Origin of the sequence: Enterobacter sp. PL1, from assembly GCF_945957325.1 — a bacterium.
Classification (GTDB): Bacteria; Pseudomonadota; Gammaproteobacteria; order Enterobacterales; family Enterobacteriaceae; genus Enterobacter; species Enterobacter roggenkampii.
Genome location: NZ_CAMFKT010000004.1, coordinates 173,011 through 191,232, shown reverse-complemented (window position 1 = coordinate 191,232; position 18,222 = coordinate 173,011). Strand labels below are relative to the sequence as shown.

Below are 18,222 nucleotides of genomic sequence, written 5' to 3'. Positions count from 1 at the left end.
CATGATGGCATTCATGCCAGTTATTTCCTGACAAACACGCTATGAAAATTTTTTCATTTCGCAAATGGAGCCAGATCACAAAATGGACAAAAGGCTAAAAATCACCGAAATCGCGGCCCGCACGCAGCTCTCCATCAGCACCGTGTCGCGGGTGCTGGCGGGGAAAGCGAATACCAGCGAAAAAGCGCGTGCAAAGGTGCTGGCGTGCGCGCGCGAGCTGGGGGTAATGGACGGCATGGCGGCAGGGCGTCTGCTGCTTAACAGCCTGGTGGTTTTTGCCCCGCAGCGCGCCTTCGACGAGCGGTCCGACATCTTTTACTACCGCGTGATCCAGAGCGTGAGCAAAGGGCTTGCCTCCCACGAGGTCCGGTTGCGCTACTGCGCGCTGGAGGAGAACGACAGCGACGCCCAGCTGTTTCTGGCGCGGATGAACGAGCCGGATACGCAGGCGGCCATTCTTCTCGGTATTGACGATCCGCATATCCACGATCTGGCAGTGGACGTGGGCAAACCCTGCATGCTGATTAACTGCCGCGACCGGCACATGCGCCTGCCTGCCGTTGCGCCGGATCACCGCGCCATCGGCGAGCGGGCGGCGGAGTACCTGTTCGAGATGGGACACCGCGAGGTGATGAACGTGCTGTGCCTGCGTCGCTACACGATGGAGCTGCGCCTGTCGGGGATCCGCGACGCGTGGCAGTCCCACAACCTGGCGTTCAACGACAAGCGCGATCTGCTGGTGGTGCCGAGCTTCAGCGCCAGAGAGACGGAGCAGCTGGTGAGCGATTGGCTAAATCAGCAGCAGGGAAAAGACCTGCCGACGGCGTTCCTGGTTGGCGGCGACTTTATGGCGGCGGGCACCATCAGCGCATTACAAAACCACGGCCTGCGCGTGCCGCAGGACGTTTCTGTGATGAGCATCGACGGCTTTAACCTGGCGGCGATTCAGGATGTTCCATTAACGGCCGTGCATGTTCCCCGCGATGAGCTGGGAACGGAAGCGGTACACATGCTCCAGCAGCGGCTCATGCGCCTGGACGCGCCGGTAGGCACATTGCTGCTGAACGGCACGCTGGCCGTGCGAGAATCGGTACGGCGGATACGTCAGGGGAAACGACGCACCGCCGTGGAGCGGGAAGGGCTGTACGACAGCTAGACCATGCCCAGCGCGCGTTTGCCGTGGATGTTGAGATCGTTCACGGTAAAGCGGTCCTGCCAGGTTTTTTCATAATCCTCGCGCGGGAAGTCTCCCGGCGACGCGCCGGTCTCCAGCGCTTCCTTGACCTTCTTCGCGTAGGCGAGGTTCTTCTCGCACATCGGTGCGGCGGGGATGTACATCACGTTGCCCCAGCCCTGCTGATCTTCCACCGGCGCGACGGAGTGGATCACATCGCAGTGCCACCACACCGAATCACCCGCCTCCAGCGCAGGAATGCTGGTCAGCGCCTCGATAAGCAGCGGGTGCCACTTCTCGGAAACCGGCAGCACGCGCCCCGGCGCCACGCCGCACAACTCGTCCTCCGGCACGTCGTCCAGCAGCGGACGCAGCAGAATGTACGCCATTGCTTCCGGGATCGGCACCACGTGCAGCAGCCCCTGGCCGGGGATCATGTCCGACAGCGCCGTCCAGCCCTGGAAGGTGCGGAACACCGAGCATTTGGTGGTGTTATCGACGGTATACTCTTCCACTTCGGTACGGTGCGCGGCGTTCCACGGATCGTATTTCTCGACGTTGCCGTCAAACACGCGGGCGAAAACCTGCTGGTAAGCCGGCAGCAGCCAGCGCTCCAGCGCGCCGGAGTCGGTATGCGCGCCCAGCCCTTTCGAGGTGGTTCCCGGCGGACGGCGGCGGATACGATCCGGGTAAATCACGCTCACGTCCGGGTCGAACCACTGCTTGCCGTTGCTCTCGAACGTCCATAAGCGGTTCAGGAACGACTGCACCTGCGCCATTTCTTCGCTCTGGCGCGCCTGCATTTGCGCCTGCGACCAGTAGATCGGGTAAATCTCCGGACGGGAGGCGGTCAGGGTGCCGAAGAAGTTATCGCCTGGCCCTTTGTACACCTCGTCAAACTTGTTCAGATCGAGGTAGTCGAGCATCGACTGATCCCACGCCAGCGCCTGCTCGCGCGGGAAGTGACCTTTAATCACCGCGCAGCCGCGACGCTTAACGGCCTCGCGCTGTGCGTCGGTAATCGTGCTGTTTTTCACATCGTTAAACGGAATCACCGGCCAGACGGATTCACCTTTATTTTTAAGGGCGTTAATTTCCGCCACGCGGGTGGCAATGCTGTCGCTGAGCTTGTCGAACACCGCCTGCACGTCGCCGATCTGCGCGCGTAACTCACGTTTCAACTGACGGATTGCCGCTTTGTGATCCGCCGGCAAGGTTTCACTGGTAAAGGTCATAACTGCCTCGCATCTTTCATTCGAAAGTAAAAGTGTCTACAAGTGATACTTTAAGTTAAAAATAAGTTAATGCAAGTTTAAAAACTTGACCTGCGCCACAGGACGGGAAAATGAGTGAGGGTGCCGGAGCAGGGCTCCGGCGAGAAGAGGATCAGGCGTCGAACGGGGAATGGTTGTCGAGCACGGCCTGAATGACGTTCAGCGCGCCGTGATGGTTGTTGTCATCGGTGCTGTAGCGGCTGATTTCTTTGATGCTCTCTGCCGCGTTGCCCATCGCAAAGGAATATTTCACCAGCTTCAGCATCTCGGCATCGTTTCCGCTGTCGCCAATCGCCACGCACTCTTGCGGAGAAATTTTCCAGCGCTTCAGCAGACGGCTGATGCCGTTCGCTTTGTGCAGGCCGGGGATAATCAAATCGACAAAGCCAAAGCCGCTGGTGACCGGCTTCATGATGCCGTCCAGGGAGACGTGGAGTTTATCCACCAGATTAGGAATGTCGCTGTCCGGCAGGTTCAGGGAGAACTTAAACAGCACGTCGTCAATGTCGCGGTAATCGCTGATGCGCTTTAAGCGGTGGTAGTGCTTTGACATTAGCGCCACGAACGCGTCCGGCGCTTTATCGCTGACGTAGGCGCTCTCCAGCCCGCAGGCCACGAAGTTCAGCCCTTTGTCTTTCAGCAGTTCGCCAATCACGATCTGCGACTCATGGCGGGTCAGCTCGCCGTGAAAAATCTGCTCGCCGCGATCGAACACCAGCGCGCCGTTTTCCGCCACGAAAGAGATCCGATCTTTAAGCTCCGGAAAGAAGGAGATGAGCTGGTAATACTGGTTGCCGCTGGCGACAACAAATTCAATGTCGCGGGCTTTAAGCTGTTCAAACTGTGCCTGGAAGCGGTCACGATCGTACTGCTTGGCATCATCAAGGAAAGTTCCGTCCATATCGGTGACGATAACTTTAACGGTCATACTGTGCTCCTGGGTCACTGCGTTTTGAAACATTCTAATAACAAGGTGACGAGGAGCACAAATTTAATTTCGAATGAAAGTCAGAAAGCCGGGTGGCGGCTTCGCCTTACCCGGCCTACGGGGAGACTCTGTAGGCCCGGTAAGCGCAGCGCCACCGGGCGTTTTCTTACAGCGTATGCTCAGTACGGGCGATAATATCGTCCTGCGCATCCGGCGACAGGGCGGTGAAGAACGCCGAGTAACCCGCGACGCGCACTACCAGGTCGCGGTACTGGTCCGGGTGTTTCTTCGCCTCCAGCAGCGTTTCGCGCGAGACGATGTTGTACTGAATATGCCAGCCCTTATGCACCTCGAAGAAGGTGCGCAGCAGCACCATCAGCTTCTGGCGATCGCTGTCGTTTTCCAGCGTCGACGAGTTCAGCTTCTGGTTCAGCAGCACGCCGCCGAGAATCGCTTCCGTCGGCAGTTTGCCCACCGAGCCAATTACCGCCGTCGGGCCGAGGTGGTCCGTACCCGAAGCCGGGCTGGCCCCTTCCGCCAGAGGGGTATGCGCCTTACGTCCGTCCGGTGTCGCCATCGTCGCCGCGCCAAACGGCACGTTCGCGGAGATGGAAGAGGTGCCCGCGTAATAGTTACCGCCAATCGGGCCGCGGCCGTAGCGCGGGTTATGGTACTGCTTCAGCTCCTCAATATAGGTCTGATAGGCGCGGGTCAGCAGCATATCCACGCTGTCGTCGTCGTTGCCGTACTTCGGCGCGCCGTTGATCAGGCGCTGACGCAGCTGCTCGTGGGTCAGGCCATCGAAATCATCGGCCAGCGCCGCCGCCAGCTGCTGCTGACCGATAGTGCCCTGTTCGAACACCAGCTTCTTCACCGCCGCCAGGCTGTTGCCGAGGTTGGCGATGCCCACCTGCAGGCCGGACACCCAGTCATACTTCGCGCCGCCCTGCTTGATGCTTTTCGCGCGCTCGATGCAGTCGTCCACCAGCGCCGAGCAGAGAATATCGTGGACGTTCTCCTCCAGCATAGTGTCCACGACGTACTCAATCTCGATGGATTTGCGGGTGTAGTAGCGGATCTGGCTATCCCAGGCTGCCATCACTTCGTCGAAGTTGTCGAAGTTACCGGCGGAGAGGGCTTTTTCCTGCGGCAGGAACACCTTGCCGCTGGTGGCGTCGCGGCCGCCTTCCAGCGCGGCGAGCATCACGCGGGCGAAGTTGATAAAGCTCATGCCGGTGCAGCGGTAGCCCCACTTGCCGCCCACCGCGGTTTCGATGCAGCCGATGGCCGCGTAGTCGTAGGCGTCGTCACGCTCAACGCCGAGCTTGATGAATTCCGGAATGACGATTTCATCGTTGTTGAACGCTGGCATCCCGAAGCCGCAGCGGATCACCTGCACGCAGGCGTCGAGGAAGTCGTTGCTCATGCCCGCGTGATAGCGCACGCTCAGGTTCGGCTGGGTGGAGCGCAGGCGACCGCAGGATTCCAGAATCGCGTACGAGAGCGGGTTCACCGCGTCCATCGGCTCACCGTTAACCAGCTTCTGGCCGCCGATGGTGACGTTCTGGTACAGCGGGCTACCGGCGGAAGCCTTCGAGTGCGAGCCGGAGCGGATCTTGTTCACTTCCAGCAGTTTCAGCCAGCAGCTGTGCAGCAGCTCGATGGCGTGCTCGCGGTCCAGGCTCTGATTCAGCTCCACGTCGCGGCGGTAGTACGGATAGAGATACTGGTCCATACGCGCGAAGGAGACGGAGTGGCCGTTGGACTCAATCTGCAGGATCAGCTGAATGAAGTAGCACAGCTGCAGCGCCTGCCAGAAGGTTTTTGGCGGCTCGTGGGCGATTACGTCACAGTTTTCCGCCATTGCCAGCAGCTCGTCGCGGCGGCTTACGCGGGTTTCGGTCGCGGCCATTTCGCGCGCCAGGTCGGCAAAGCGTTTGATGTGCAGGCTCACCGCTTCCAGCACGATATCGATCGCCTTCAGGAACTGGTCGCCGTGCAGGTCTTCCAGCACCGTCAGGTTGATGCGCGAGCGGCGCTCGGCCACTTTGGCGCGCAGGCCGTCAAGACCTTTCTCCAGCACCAGAGGGAAGTTCACCGCCAGGTGCGCGTCGCCGGAGGTCATGTTACCTTCGGCTTTGATGATGCCGGTTTCCAGCAGGCCTTTCTGCTCGTCGGTGAACATGCCGTAGCAGCGGTCCTGCACCGTCTGGCCGCGCCACCACGGGCAGATTTCATGCAGCACGCGCTTGTTCTCTTCACTCACCGCAAAGCCCGCGCCCGGACGGTCCGCCAGGTCGTCAATCTCTTTCTCAATCCAGGAGACGGTGTATTCCGGGAAGATCGGCGCGGCGCGCACTTCGCTGGCCTGGTTCCCGATGATCAGCTCGTCGTGCTTGATCCAGATGGTACGCTTGGCCAGGTGATGCGCCAGCGCCAGAGCGCGGCGCACCGGGATCGGCTTGTCCATGTGCTGCTGGTACATTTCGGTGTAATGCTGGGCGCGCTCGGTACAGACCGGCGGCTTCACGATATGCACCAGGGCCGTTTTGTGCGCCTTAATGCGCTCGCTGAGGGTGTTGAGATTCAGGGTGGTCATAGGTTTATCCTCGTAAGGTCGCGGTTAACCCTTTCTGGCAGGCGTACTGCTGCGCGAAGTCCAGCAGGGCAGGGTTATCCAGCGGTTTGTCAGGGGCAGAGTAGGGTTGGCCGAGCAGGGTGTATTTGTTCATGCCCAGCGTGTGATACGGCAGAAAATGAATATCGTCGACGCCGAGTTCATCGGCAGCGAAGTTGGTAATGGCGGTGATGGAGGCTTCATCCGCGTTAAAGCCCTGGATCAGCGGCACGCGGATGGTGATCGTTTTCCCGGCGGCGGCCAGGCGTTTCAGGTTGTCCAGGATGCGCTTAGCCGAACCGTCCGTCCACTGCTTGAAAACGTCACCGTCGACATGCTTCAGGTCGGCGAGGAACAGATCGACGTACGGTAATGACGGCTCGATATAGTGCCACGGCACGTGAAGGCAGGTTTCGACGGCGGTGTGGATACCCTGGTCGTGGCTGGCTTTAAACAGCGCGTGCGCCAGCTCCGGGTTCATAAACGGTTCGCCGCCGGAGAGGGTGATCCCGCCGCCGCTGCGGTCGTAAAAGGGTTTATCGCGCAGTACGGTCGCCATGATCTCCTCGACCTGCTTTTCTTCGCCGCAAACGGTCAGCGCCTGCGTCGGGCAGCAGTCGGTGAGGGCATCAAGCGTCTCTTCACTCAGCTTTTCGCGGTGGATGACCAAGCCATTCAGCGCGCGTTCGATACAGCCCGGTGCCGCCTGCTGGCACAGGTCGCAGCCGTCCAGGCACAAACGCGCATCAAACAGCACGTCCCGGCTGCGGGAGCGGCTTTCCGGGTTCTGGCACCAGCGACAGCCCAGCGAGCAGCCTTTCAGGAACACCACGGTACGAATTCCGGGGCCGTCGTGGGTAGAGTAACGCTGAATATTGAAGATCATGTTTTTCGCCTCTCATCTTGCATATGAAGATTAAATTACTTTCGAATGAAAGTTATCTTGATGCAGGTCAACTCTTGAGCAGGTTTTGTCGTGATAGGGTAAGTGCAGGCTAATTTTGAGGGTGACATCATGGAACTTTATCTCGACACATCTGACGTTGCGGCAGTCAAAAAGCTGGCGCGTATCTTCCCGCTGGCGGGCGTGACCACCAACCCAAGCATCGTTGCGGCCGGTAAAACGCCGCTCGACGAACTGCTGCCCGCGCTGCACGACGCGCTGGGCGGCAAGGGCCGTCTGTTCGCACAGGTGATGGCGACCACCGCCGAAGGGATGGTGGAAGACGCGCGTAAGCTGCGCGCCATCATTAACGATCTGGTGGTGAAAGTGCCGGTGACCGCAGAAGGGCTTGCGGCGATCAAGATGCTGAAGGCGGAAGGGATCCCTACCCTGGGCACGGCGGTCTACGGTGCCGCGCAGGGGATGCTCTCCGCGTTGGCGGGGGCGGAGTATGTGGCCCCTTACGTTAACCGCGTGGACGCGCAGGGCGGGGACGGGATTCAGACCGTAATTGAGCTGCAACAGCTGCTGACGCTGCACGCGCCGCAGTCAAAGGTGCTGGCCGCGAGCTTTAAAACCCCGCGTCAGGCGCTGGACTGCCTGCTGGCAGGCTGCGAGTCCATCACGCTGCCGCTGGACGTGGCGCAGCAGTTTATTACCTCTCCGGCGGTAGACGCAGCGATTGTGAAGTTTGAGCAGGACTGGCAGGGGGCGTTTGGACGGACGTCCATCTGACGCGGCTGCCGGGTGGCGCTGACGCTTACCCGGCCTACGTTCGAGCCGTTGTAGGTCGGGTAAGGCGACGCCGCCGCCCGACTTTTTACTGACTACACACCTCACACCCCGGGTTACGCATCAGCTTCATCTCGCGGAACTGGCAGGTCATCGCGTCATACATCACGATTTTCCCCGCGGCGGGCGTGCCGTAATTCGTCAGCACCTTGATCGCTTCCATTGCCTGCAGTGAACCAATCACGCCGACGAGCGGCGCCATCACGCCCGCCTCAACGCAGGTCAGCGCATTCTCGCCAAACAGACGGCTCAGGCAGCGGTAGCAGGGTTCACCCTCGGCGTACGTGAAGACGCTGATTTGCCCCTCCATGCGGATCGCCGCGCCTGAGACCAGCGGGGTTTTGTGAGCAAAACAGCCCGCGTTGAGCTGATTACGGACGGTGACGTTATCAGTGCAGTCCAGGACCAGATCGTGCCGGGCAATCTGCGCGGAGAGCGCGTCGTCATCCAGCATTGCGTCAATCAGCGTGAACTGAACGTGGGGGTTGATGCGCGCCAGCGCCGCTCTGGCGGATTCCACTTTCGGCTGGCCCACCGTCGCGTCGCTGTGCAGCGTCTGGCGCTGCAGGTTGGACACCGACACGGTATCGAAATCCAGCAGCGTCATGCTTCCTACGCCCGCCGCGGCAAGGTACTGCGCGGCGGCGCAGCCCAGCCCGCCCAGCCCGACGACCAGCACGCTGGCCGCCTTGAGCGCTTCCTGACCTTCGAAATCAAACCCGCGCAGCACAATCTGGCGGTTGTAGCGCATCATCTCCTGATCGCTCAGCTCCACCGTCATGTCAGCCTCCGAACAGGTGGTTAAAGCGCTCGACCTCAACCCATTCGCCGGCTTCCACGTTGCCGCGCTCGCGCTCCAGCACGATGAAGCAGTTGCCCAGACTGAAGGAGCTGAAAATGTGCGAACCCTGATGTCCGGTGGTGCTCACTTCGAGCTCGCCGTCCGCGCCGCGCGCCAGAATGCCGCGCTGGAAATCGAGACGGCCCGGTGATTTTTTTAACCGCGTGGCGGCACGCACGCGCACGCGTTCCGGCAGCGGGCTGGCCTTGTTGCCGGAAAGCTTCGCCAGCAGCGGGATCGCCAGCTGGTAGAAGGTCAGCGCGGCGGAGACCGGGTTGCCCGGCAGGCCGCAGAACCAGCTGTGTGGAAGCTTGCCAAACGCGAACGGCTTGCCCGGCTTGATCGCCAGCTTCCAGAAGGCGATTTCGCCCAGCTCTTCAAGCAGGGTTTTGGTGTAATCCGCTTCGCCCACGGAGACGCCGCCGGAGCTGATGACCACGTCGGCGGATTTATCCGCCTCGATAAACGCCGCGCGCAGTTTTTCCGGATCGTCTGGAATAATGCCGAGGTTAATCACCTCGCAGCCCAGCTGCTCCAGCATCAGGTGTACCGCCAGGCGGTTGGTGTCGTAAATCTGGCCGTCCTGCAGCGGCTGGCCCGGAAGCTGCAGTTCGTCGCCGGTGGAGAAAACGGCGACGCGCACTTTGCGGATAACGTCAACTTCCGCGATGCCGAGCGAGGCCAGCACCGGCAGCTCCGCCACCGTCAGCCTTTGCCCGGCGGCAAAAACGGTCGCGCCGAGGGTGATGTCTTCGCCCGTGCGGCGGATGTTCTGGCCCGCTTTGACGCTGGCGGTAAAACGCACGCCGTCGTCGGTCTGTTCGGTCTCTTCCTGCATGACGACAGCGTCGCAGCCAGCCGGAACCGGCGCACCGGTCATGATGCGCACGCAGGTGCCCGCAGGCCATTCCCCGCTAAACGGCTGACCCGCAAAGGCTTTACCCGCCACCGGCAGGGCGTTACCCGTCTGGAGATCCGCCAGGCGTACCGCGTAACCGTCCATCGCGGAGTTATCAAACCCCGGCACGTTGAGCGGGGAGACGATATCGCGTGCGGCAATACGGCCAAAACAGCGCACGAGGGGCAGCGTCTCAACGTCATGCAGCGGGGAAACTCGGTCAAGCATCTGCGTGAGTGCCGTCTCAAGCGGCATCAGTCCGGCGGTAAAATCCATGGTGGGCTCCTGCGGAGTAACAACGAAAGCGTCCATTATGGCAGAAAAGTGCGGCTAACTGTATGACCGGAGGGTGTACGCTTTACATCACTGTTACGTCTTTCTATATTCAAAAATCATCTGAAGTTTCGTCGACGATAATGATATTTATAGAAAAAGCCGCAAAACAGGCTAACGGGTGATGCGAATGGTTAAGGCGGTAATCGCAATTCATGGCGGGGCCGGGGCAATCACCCGTGCACAGCTCACTCCTGAGCAGGAAAAGCGCTACATCGACGCGCTGTACGCCATTGTCGAAACGGGCCAGAAAATGCTGGAAGCGGGCGAGAGCGCGCTGGACGTGGTCACCGAGGCGGTACGCCTGCTGGAGGAGTGCCCGTTATTTAATGCGGGGATAGGTTCGGTCTTTACCCGGGATGAAACCCACGAGCTGGATGCCTGCGTCATGGACGGTATCTCCCTGAAAGCGGGGGCCGTGGCAGGCGTCAGCCACCTGCGTAACCCGGTGCTGGCCGCGCGTCTGGTGATGGAAGAGAGCCCGCACGTGCTGCTGACGGGCGCGGGGGCGGAGAGGTTTGCCTTCGAACACGGAATGGCGCCGGTATCGCCCGATCTGTTTTCCACAGAGGCGCGCTATCAGCAGCTGCTGGACGCCCGTTCGGCGGGTATGACGCAGCTTGACCATACTGCGCCGCTGGATGAGCGCAGCAAAATGGGCACGGTCGGCGCGGTGGCGCTCGACAAAGCGGGCAACCTCGCGGCGGCAACCTCCACGGGCGGGATGACCAACAAGCTCCCCGGACGCGTGGGCGACAGCCCGCTGCCGGGCGCCGGCTGCTATGCCAATAACGCGACGGCGGCGGTGTCGTGTACCGGCACCGGGGAAGTCTTTATTCGCGCCCTCGCGGCCTACGACATTACCGCGCTGATGGATTACGGCGGCTTAAGCCTCAGCGAAGCCTGCGAGCGCGTAGTGATGGAGAAATTACCTGCCCTGGGCGGCGTCGGCGGGCTGATTGCGGTGGATCGCGAGGGCAACGTGGCCCTGCCGTTCAACAGCGAAGGCATGTACCGCGCCTGGGGCTATGCCGGTGATGAGCCGAGCACGGGGATCTATCGTGAATAAGGGGGCAGCGCGTGCCGCACAGTGAAGAGCTGGACAACCGCGAAGTGCTGGCTGTCCATCAGCTGAATATTGCGTTTCAGGAAGAGCGGCAGTTCATCCCCGCAGTACAGAATTTATCGTTCACGCTCAGGCGCGGCGAGACGCTGGCGATTGTTGGCGAATCCGGCTCCGGGAAATCGGTCACCGCGCTGGCGCTGATGCGCCTGCTGGAACAGACGGGCGGGCAAATCAGCAGCGAGAAAATGCTGCTGCGCCGCCGTAACCGTCAGGTCATTGATTTAAACGAGCTGAGCGGCGCGCAGATGCAGGGCGTGCGCGGGGCGGATATCGCGATGATCTTCCAGGAGCCAATGACCTCGCTCAACCCGGTTTTCCCGATCGGGGAGCAAATTGCCGAGTCCATCCGGCTGCATCAGGGTCTGAGCGGCGATGAGGCGCTGAAAGAGGCCCGACGGATGCTGGAGCTGGTGCGCATTCCGGAGGCGCAGGCCATCCTGAGCCGCTATCCGCATCAGCTTTCCGGCGGCATGCGACAGCGGGTGATGATTGCCATGGCGCTCTCCTGCCGTCCGGCGGTACTGATCGCCGATGAACCGACGACGGCGCTGGACGTGACGATTCAGGCGCAGATCCTGCAGCTCATCAAGGTGTTGCAGCAGGAGATGGAGATGGGGGTGATTTTCATCACCCACGATATGGGCGTGGTCGCCGATATCGCCGATCGGGTGCTGGTGATGCACAAGGGCAGCGCGGTGGAAACCGGCCCGGTCGAGCAGATTTTTCACGCGCCCGCGCATCCTTACACCAAAGCGCTGCTGGCGGCGGTTCCGCGCCTGGGGGCGATGAACGGCAGCGATCTGCCGCGTCGTTTTCCGTTGATTTCCCTGGAGGCGTCTGAGCCGCAGGAGGAGGAACGCGAGCAGGACACCGTGGTGCCGGGCAAGCCCATTCTGGAAGTGCGCAATCTGGTCACGCGTTTTCCGCTGCGCAGCGGCGTACTGAACCGCGTAAAGCGCGAAGTGCACGCGGTGGAAAACGTCAGCTTCGACCTCTGGCCGGGCGAAACGCTGGCGCTGGTAGGGGAGTCCGGCTGCGGTAAATCGACGACCGGGCGCGCGTTGCTCCGTCTGGTGGATGCGCAGGAGGGCAGCATTACCTTTAACGGCGAGCGCATTGATACCCTTCCGGACAGCAGGCTGCAGGCGGTGCGGCGGGATATTCAGTTTATTTTTCAGGATCCGTATGCCTCTCTCGATCCGCGACATACGGTGGGGTATTCGATCATGGAGCCGCTGCGGGTGCATGACCTGCTTGACGGCGAGGCGGCGCAGCGTCGCGTGGCCTGGCTGCTGGAGCGCGTTGGCCTGAAGCCTGAACACGCCTGGCGTTATCCGCACGAGTTTTCCGGCGGGCAGCGGCAGCGTATCTGCATCGCCCGCGCGCTGGCGCTGAACCCAAAAGTGGTGATTGCGGATGAATCCGTCTCGGCGCTGGATGTCTCTATTCGGGCGCAAATCATCAATCTGCTGCTGGATTTACAGCGGGATATGGGGATCGCTTTCCTGTTTATCTCGCACGACATGGCGGTGGTTGAGCGCATCAGCCATCGCGTGGCGGTGATGTTTATGGGGCAAATCGTGGAAATCGGGCCGCGAAGGGCGGTATTTGAGAACCCGCAGCACCCGTACACCCGCAAGCTCATCGCGGCGGTCCCGGTCGCCGATCCGGCGCATCGTCACGGCCAGCGCGTGCTGCTGCAGGATGAGATGCCGAGCAACATTCGTAAACGCGGCGAGGCCGTGGAGCGCGTGACGCTGCGTGAGGTCGGTCCGGGTCATTTCGTGGCTCCCCCGCGTCAGGACAATGCCTTTTCGCGGTTATAACTTTCAACAGGCAGGAGAACATAATGGTTACATTTGTAGCGCGTAGATGGTTGTTAGCCGCGAGCGTGACGGCAGCCCTGGCCGCTGCCCCCGCGTTCGCTGCCAAAGATGTGGTGGTCGCCGTCGGCTCTAACTTCACCACGTTGGATCCGTATGACGCTAACGACACGCTCTCCCAGGCGGTGGCGAAATCGTTCTACCAGGGCCTGTTTGGCCTGGATAAAGAGATGAAGCTTAAAAACGTGCTGGCGGAGGGGTACACCGTTTCGGATGACGGGCTGGTGTACACCATTAAGCTCAAAACCGGGGTGAAGTTCCAGGACGGCACCGACTTTAATGCCGACGCGGTGAAGGTAAACCTCGATCGCGCCAGCAATCCTGAGAACAGCCTCAAGCGTTACAACCTCTATAAAAACATCGCCAAAACCGAGGTGGTCGACCCGGCGACGGTAAAAATCACCCTGAAAGAGCCGTTCTCCGCGTTTATCAATATTCTGGCGCATCCGGCGACGGCGATGATTTCCCCTGCCGCGCTGAAGAAATACGGCAAGGAGATCGGCTTCCACCCGGTGGGTACCGGTCCGTACGAGCTGGTCACCTGGAATCAGACCGATTTTGTGAAGGTGAAGAAATACGCGGGATACTGGCAGAAAGGGCTGCCGAAGCTGGACACCATCACCTGGCGTCCGGTAGTGGATAACAACACCCGTGCGGCGATGCTGCAAACCGGCGAGGCGCAGTTTGCCTTCCCGGTCCCGTACGAGCAGGCCGCCATTCTGGAGAAAAACAGCAAGCTGGAGCTGGTCGCCAGCCCGTCGATCATGCAGCGCTACATCAGCATGAACGTCACGCAAAAGCCGTTCGATAATCCGAAGGTGCGCGAAGCCATTAACTATGCCATTAACCGCCAGGCGCTGGTGAAGGTCGCTTTTGCGGGCTATGCCACCCCGGCCACCGGCGTGCTGCCGCCGGCTATCGCGTATGCGCAAAGCTATCAGCCGTGGCCGTACGATCCGGCCAAAGCGCGCGAGCTGCTGAAGGAGGCGGGCTATCCGAACGGCTTTAGCACCACGCTGTGGTCGTCGCATAACCACAGTACCGCCCAGAAGGTGCTGCAGTTTACCCAGCAGCAGCTGGCGCAGGTGGGGATTAAGGCGCAGGTTACCGCCATGGATGCCGGACAGCGTGCGGCAGAGGTCGAGGGGAAAGGGCAGAAAGAGAGCGGGGTGAGGATGTTCTACACCGGCTGGTCGGCCTCGACCGGTGAAGCCGACTGGGCGCTGTCGCCGCTGTTTGCCTCGCAGAACTGGCCGCCAACCCTGTTCAATACCGCGTTCTACAGCAACCCGCAGGTGGACAAAGACCTGGCCGACGCGCTGAAAACCACCAAACCGGAGGAGAAGGCACGTCTCTACAAGGATGCGCAGGACATCATCTGGAAAGAGTCGCCGTGGGTGCCGCTGGTGGTGGAGAAACTGGTGTCAGCCCATAACAAAGCGTTGACCGGGTTCTATATCATGCCGGATACGGGCTTTAGCTTTGACGATGCGGATTTAAAATAACGCCCATGCTGAACTATGTTTGTAAACGCCTGCTGGGGCTTATCCCGACGCTGCTGATTGTGGCGGTGCTGGTGTTTTTGTTTGTCCATATGCTGCCGGGCGATCCGGCGCGTCTGGTTGCCGGGCCCGAAGCGGATGCCACGGTCATTGAGCTGGTGCGTAAACAGCTTGGTCTTGACCAGCCGCTGTATATGCAGTTTCTGCACTATATTGGCAACGTTCTGCAGGGTGACTTTGGTATCTCGATGGTGTCGCGTCGTCCGGTGTCGGAGGAGATCGCCAGCCGCTTTATGCCCACGTTCTGGTTAACGATAGCCAGCATGAGCTGGGCGGTGGTGTTCGGACTTGGCGCCGGGATTGTGGCGGCCGTCTGGCGCAACCGCTGGCCGGACAAGCTCGGCATGGCGCTGGCGGTGACCGGCATCTCCTTCCCGGCGTTCGCGCTGGGGATGCTGCTGATGCAGATCTTCTCCGTTGAGCTGGGCTGGCTGCCCACCGTCGGGGCCGATACCTGGAAGCATTACATTCTGCCCTCGATGACGCTGGGGGCTGCCGTGTCGGCGGTGATGGCCCGCTTTACCCGCGCCTCGTTCGTTGACGTGCTGAGCGAAGATTATATTCGCACCGCGCGGGCGAAAGGGGTCAGCGAGAAGTGGGTCATTCTCAAGCACGGGTTCCGCAATGCGATGATCCCGGTCGTGACGATGATGGGGCTGCAGTTTGGCTTCCTGCTGGGCGGCTCTATCGTGGTGGAAAAGGTCTTCAACTGGCCCGGGCTGGGACGTCTGCTGGTCGATTCCGTCGAGATGCGCGACTATCCGGTGATTCAGGCGGAAGTCCTGCTTTTCTCGCTGGAGTTTATTCTTATCAACCTCGTGGTGGACGTGCTCTACGCCGCCATTAACCCGTCCATCAGGTATAAGTAAGATGCGATTGTTGAACTGGCGGCGTCAGGCCGTATTAAACGCCATGCCGGGGCTAAAACCGGACCACATCCGCACCCCGTGGTCTGAATTCTGGCGGCGTTTCCGCCGCCAGCCGGTCGCGATGACCGCGGGGCTGTTCGTGCTGCTGCTGATTGTGGTGGCGATCGTGGCGCCGTGGGTGGCGCCGTTTGATGCGGAAAACTATTTTGACTACGACCGCCTGAACGACGGGCCCTCAATGCTCCACTGGTTCGGCGTGGACTCTCTCGGGCGGGATATCTTTAGCCGGGTGCTGGTGGGGGCGCAGATTTCGCTCGCCGCCGGGGTGTTTGCGGTGCTGATCGGCGCGACCATTGGGATCGTGCTGGGGCTGGTCGCCGGCTATTACGAAGGCTGGTGGGACCGCATCATCATGCGCATCTGCGACGTGCTGTTTGCCTTCCCCGGCATTCTGCTGGCGATTGCCGTGGTGGCGATCATGGGCAGCGGCATGGCCAACGTCATCATTGCGGTCGCGGTGTTTTCGATTCCGGCCTTTGCCCGCCTGGTGCGCGGCAACACGCTGGTGCTGAAACAGCAGACCTTTATCGAGTCGGCCCGCAGTATGGGGGCCAGCGACGCCACCATTCTCTTCAGCCATATTCTGCCGGGGACGGTGTCGTCCATCGTGGTCTACTTCACCATGCGTATCGGCGTGTCGATTATCTCGGCGGCCAGCCTGTCGTTTCTGGGGCTGGGGGCACAGCCTCCGACGCCGGAGTGGGGCGCGATGCTGAACGAGGCGAGGGCCGATATGGTGATTGCGCCGCACGTGGCGATCTTCCCGAGTCTGGCGATTTTCCTGACCGTGCTGGCGTTTAACCTGCTGGGGGATGGGCTGCGCGACGCGCTCGATCCGAGGATAAAGGGGTAGTGCAGTGAAATGTGCCGGGTGGCGGCTACGCCTTACCCGGCCTACAAAAGCGGAGTGGGGAGATTAAACCCGGCTACCCCACAGGTCATACTCATCCGCGTTTTCAACCTTCACGCGAATAATATCACCCGGCTTAACGTTGGTTTCGCCATTCAGGTACACCGCACCGTCGATTTCAGGGGCGTCCGCCATGCTGCGGCCAATCGCGCCTTCTTCGTCCACCTCGTCGATGATAACCATGATCTCGCGGCCCACTTTTTCCTGCAGACGCTCGGCAGAAATCTGCTGCTGAAGCTGCATGAAGCGGTTCCAGCGCTCCTCTTTCACCTCTTCCGGCACCTGGTCCGCCAGCTCGTTGGCGGTTGCGCCTTCTACCGGGCTGTACTTGAAGCAGCCGACGCGGTCCAGACGCGCTTCTTTCAGGAAGTCGAGCAGCATCTGGAAATCTTCTTCGGTTTCACCCGGGAAGCCAACGATAAAGGTGGAGCGCAGGGTCAGATCCGGGCAGATCTCACGCCACTGCTTGATGCGCGCCAGCTGACGGTCAACGGAGCCAGGACGTTTCATCAGCTTCAGGATACGCGGGCTGGCATGCTGCAGCGGGATGTCCAGGTACGGCAGAATTTTGCCTTCCGCCATCAGTGGGATCACGTCGTCAACGTGCGGGTACGGGTAAACGTAGTGCAGACGCGTCCAGATACCGAGTTTGGACAGCTGCTCGCACAGGCCGACCATGCTGGTTTTCACCGGCTCGCCGTTGTGGAAGCCGGAGCGGTGCTTCACGTCCACGCCATAGGCAGAGGTATCCTGGGAGATGACCAGCAGCTCCTTCACGCCAGCATCGGCCAGACGTTTGGCTTCCGCCAGCACTTCGCCGATTGGACGGCTCACCAGATCGCCACGCATGGACGGGATGATGCAGAAGGTGCAGCGGTGGTTGCAGCCTTCGGAAATTTTCAGGTACGCGTAGTGGCGCGGCGTCAGCTTCACGCCCTGTTCCGGCACCAGGCTCAGGAACGGGTTGTGCTTGGGTTTTGGCACGTAGTGATGAACATGTTGCAGCACCTGCTCGTAGCTGTGCGGGCCGGTAATCTCCAGCACCTTCGGGTGCACTTCGCGGATCTGGTCTTCTTTCGCGCCCAGACAGCCGGTCACGATCACTTTGCCGTTTTCGGTCAGCGCTTCACCGATGGCTTCCAGTGACTCCTGGACCGCGCTGTCGATAAACCCGCAGGTGTTAACGATCACCATATCGGCGTTGTCGTAGCTTGGCACCACGTCATAGCCCTCGGTGCGCAGTTCGGTCAGGATGCGTTCTGAATCCACCAGGTTTTTCGGGCAGCCCAGGGAGACGAAGCCGATTTTCGGCTGGTGCGTAACATTGCTCATAGGTTAAAAATTCATCAATTATGGAGTTATCAGGGCGGGATTTTACAGCGTATCGCGGGGGATTTATACACTCTTTGCAAGGCGGATGCGCCGGGCAGAGGTTGTAACATTGTAAATAATGTTAATCAGTTAATAAAAATTGATCCCAGGCATTAAACTGTACAAAAAATGTACTTATCCTGACTATGCACAATGGCTGACAGAGGAGGAAAGAGCATGACCGTTGACAGACTAAAACGCGATCTGCTGAACAAGCTGATCAACGCCCGAATCGACCTGGCCGCGTACCTGCAGTTGAGGAAGGCAAAAGGGTATATGTCAGTCAGCGAAAGCGAACATCTGCGTGATAACCTGTTTGAACTTTGCAATTTCATGCGTGAAAAAGCACCGGCCCTGCAGGCGAACTACGGCGAAAGTGAAGAAGTCGCGCTGCGCCGCGCCGCCGAGGTGCTCTCCATTGCAGGGGTGTGTCTGATGAACGGACGCCACGACTGCCCGAATTTTATCGCCGTAAACGCGGAGAAGCTTGAAAACTGCCTGACAACGCTCTCTCTATGCATCATGTGCCTGAACGAGCACAAACAGCTTGAACAGCACTGATCCCGGGGGAGGCAACTCCCCCTTCTGCTTAAGCTTTTGTAAAAGTGGTAACGCGCCCGGACGCAGTGGCTAATCTTTAA

Annotated in this window: 15 protein-coding genes; 8 read left to right on the top strand and 7 right to left on the bottom strand. The window is 60.3% G+C overall.

The window, feature by feature from the left end; genetic code table 11:
* Positions 1–82 precede the first annotated feature (82 nt).
* Complete coding sequence (locus tag N6P30_RS05665; RefSeq protein ID WP_023292933.1) at positions 83–1,156, top strand: LacI family DNA-binding transcriptional regulator; 1,074 nt, start codon at positions 83–85, stop codon at positions 1,154–1,156.
* On the opposite strand, the gene N6P30_RS05660 is transcribed toward N6P30_RS05665, so the two are convergent.
* From N6P30_RS05660 to N6P30_RS05645, 4 genes are all read right to left on the bottom strand, one after another.
* Positions 1,153–2,409: a DUF1479 domain-containing protein gene (locus N6P30_RS05660; protein ID WP_023292932.1), complete on the bottom strand. Its 1,257-nt coding sequence runs from the start codon at positions 2,407–2,409 to the stop codon at positions 1,153–1,155. The two genes, N6P30_RS05665 and N6P30_RS05660, sit on opposite strands and share 4 nt — an antisense overlap.
* 151 nt (positions 2,410–2,560) lie before the next feature.
* On the bottom strand, positions 2,561–3,376 hold the full coding sequence (locus N6P30_RS05655; protein WP_008501192.1) for a Cof-type HAD-IIB family hydrolase: 816 nt from the start codon (positions 3,374–3,376) through the stop codon (positions 2,561–2,563).
* Positions 3,377–3,542: 166 nt separating this feature from the next.
* Entirely contained in the window at positions 3,543–5,975 is a 2,433-nt protein-coding gene (locus N6P30_RS05650; protein WP_023292931.1) for a formate C-acetyltransferase/glycerol dehydratase family glycyl radical enzyme, read from the bottom strand.
* A gap of 4 nt (positions 5,976–5,979) precedes the next feature.
* Positions 5,980–6,879: a glycyl-radical enzyme activating protein gene (locus N6P30_RS05645; RefSeq protein ID WP_023292930.1), complete on the bottom strand. Its 900-nt coding sequence runs from the start codon at positions 6,877–6,879 to the stop codon at positions 5,980–5,982.
* A 129-nt stretch (positions 6,880–7,008) separates the two neighbouring features.
* Here N6P30_RS05645 and fsa point away from each other — a divergent pair, with 129 nt between their 5' ends.
* Positions 7,009–7,671, top strand: coding sequence for a fructose-6-phosphate aldolase (gene fsa, locus N6P30_RS05640; RefSeq protein ID WP_008501195.1), 663 nt, complete (start codon positions 7,009–7,011; stop codon positions 7,669–7,671).
* Positions 7,672–7,756: 85 nt separating this feature from the next.
* Here the strand turns inward: fsa and moeB are convergent, their stop codons facing one another.
* Positions 7,757–8,509, bottom strand: coding sequence for a molybdopterin-synthase adenylyltransferase MoeB (gene moeB / locus N6P30_RS05635; RefSeq protein ID WP_008501196.1), 753 nt, complete (start codon positions 8,507–8,509; stop codon positions 7,757–7,759).
* 1 nt (position 8,510) lies between these two features.
* Complete coding sequence (moeA, locus tag N6P30_RS05630) at positions 8,511–9,743, bottom strand: molybdopterin molybdotransferase MoeA (protein ID WP_008501197.1); 1,233 nt, start codon at positions 9,741–9,743, stop codon at positions 8,511–8,513.
* A gap of 187 nt (positions 9,744–9,930) precedes the next feature.
* On the opposite strand from moeA, the gene iaaA reads away from it, so the two are divergent.
* Genes iaaA through gsiD form a run of 5 tightly spaced genes read left to right on the top strand, consistent with a single transcriptional unit; the run spans position 9,931 to position 16,153 of the window.
* A complete protein-coding gene (gene iaaA / locus N6P30_RS05625; protein ID WP_032622895.1) occupies positions 9,931–10,869 on the top strand; it encodes a beta-aspartyl-peptidase in 939 nt (312 codons plus the stop codon).
* An 11-nt stretch (positions 10,870–10,880) separates the two neighbouring features.
* On the top strand, positions 10,881–12,752 hold the full coding sequence (gsiA, locus tag N6P30_RS05620) for a glutathione ABC transporter ATP-binding protein GsiA (RefSeq protein WP_023292929.1): 1,872 nt from the start codon (positions 10,881–10,883) through the stop codon (positions 12,750–12,752).
* A gap of 23 nt (positions 12,753–12,775) precedes the next feature.
* Entirely contained in the window at positions 12,776–14,314 is a 1,539-nt protein-coding gene (gene gsiB, locus N6P30_RS05615) for a glutathione ABC transporter substrate-binding protein GsiB (protein WP_023292928.1), read from the top strand.
* Positions 14,315–14,319: 5 nt separating this feature from the next.
* Positions 14,320–15,240, top strand: a complete 921-nt coding sequence (gene gsiC, locus N6P30_RS05610) for a glutathione ABC transporter permease GsiC (RefSeq protein WP_023292927.1) — start codon at positions 14,320–14,322, stop codon at positions 15,238–15,240.
* Between the two features lies 1 nt (position 15,241).
* Positions 15,242–16,153: a glutathione ABC transporter permease GsiD gene (gene gsiD, locus N6P30_RS05605; protein WP_023292926.1), complete on the top strand. Its 912-nt coding sequence runs from the start codon at positions 15,242–15,244 to the stop codon at positions 16,151–16,153.
* A 63-nt stretch (positions 16,154–16,216) separates the two neighbouring features.
* Here gsiD and rimO read toward each other — a convergent pair whose 3' ends face one another.
* The gene (rimO, locus tag N6P30_RS05600; RefSeq protein ID WP_008501203.1) at positions 16,217–17,542 is read right to left on the bottom strand and encodes a 30S ribosomal protein S12 methylthiotransferase RimO; all 1,326 of its coding nucleotides are present in this window, start codon (positions 17,540–17,542) and stop codon (positions 16,217–16,219) included.
* A 216-nt stretch (positions 17,543–17,758) separates the two neighbouring features.
* On the opposite strand from rimO, the gene bssR reads away from it, so the two are divergent.
* The gene (gene bssR, locus N6P30_RS05595; RefSeq protein ID WP_021240947.1) at positions 17,759–18,142 is read left to right on the top strand and encodes a biofilm formation regulator BssR; all 384 of its coding nucleotides are present in this window, start codon (positions 17,759–17,761) and stop codon (positions 18,140–18,142) included.
* Positions 18,143–18,222: the final 80 nt, after the last annotated feature.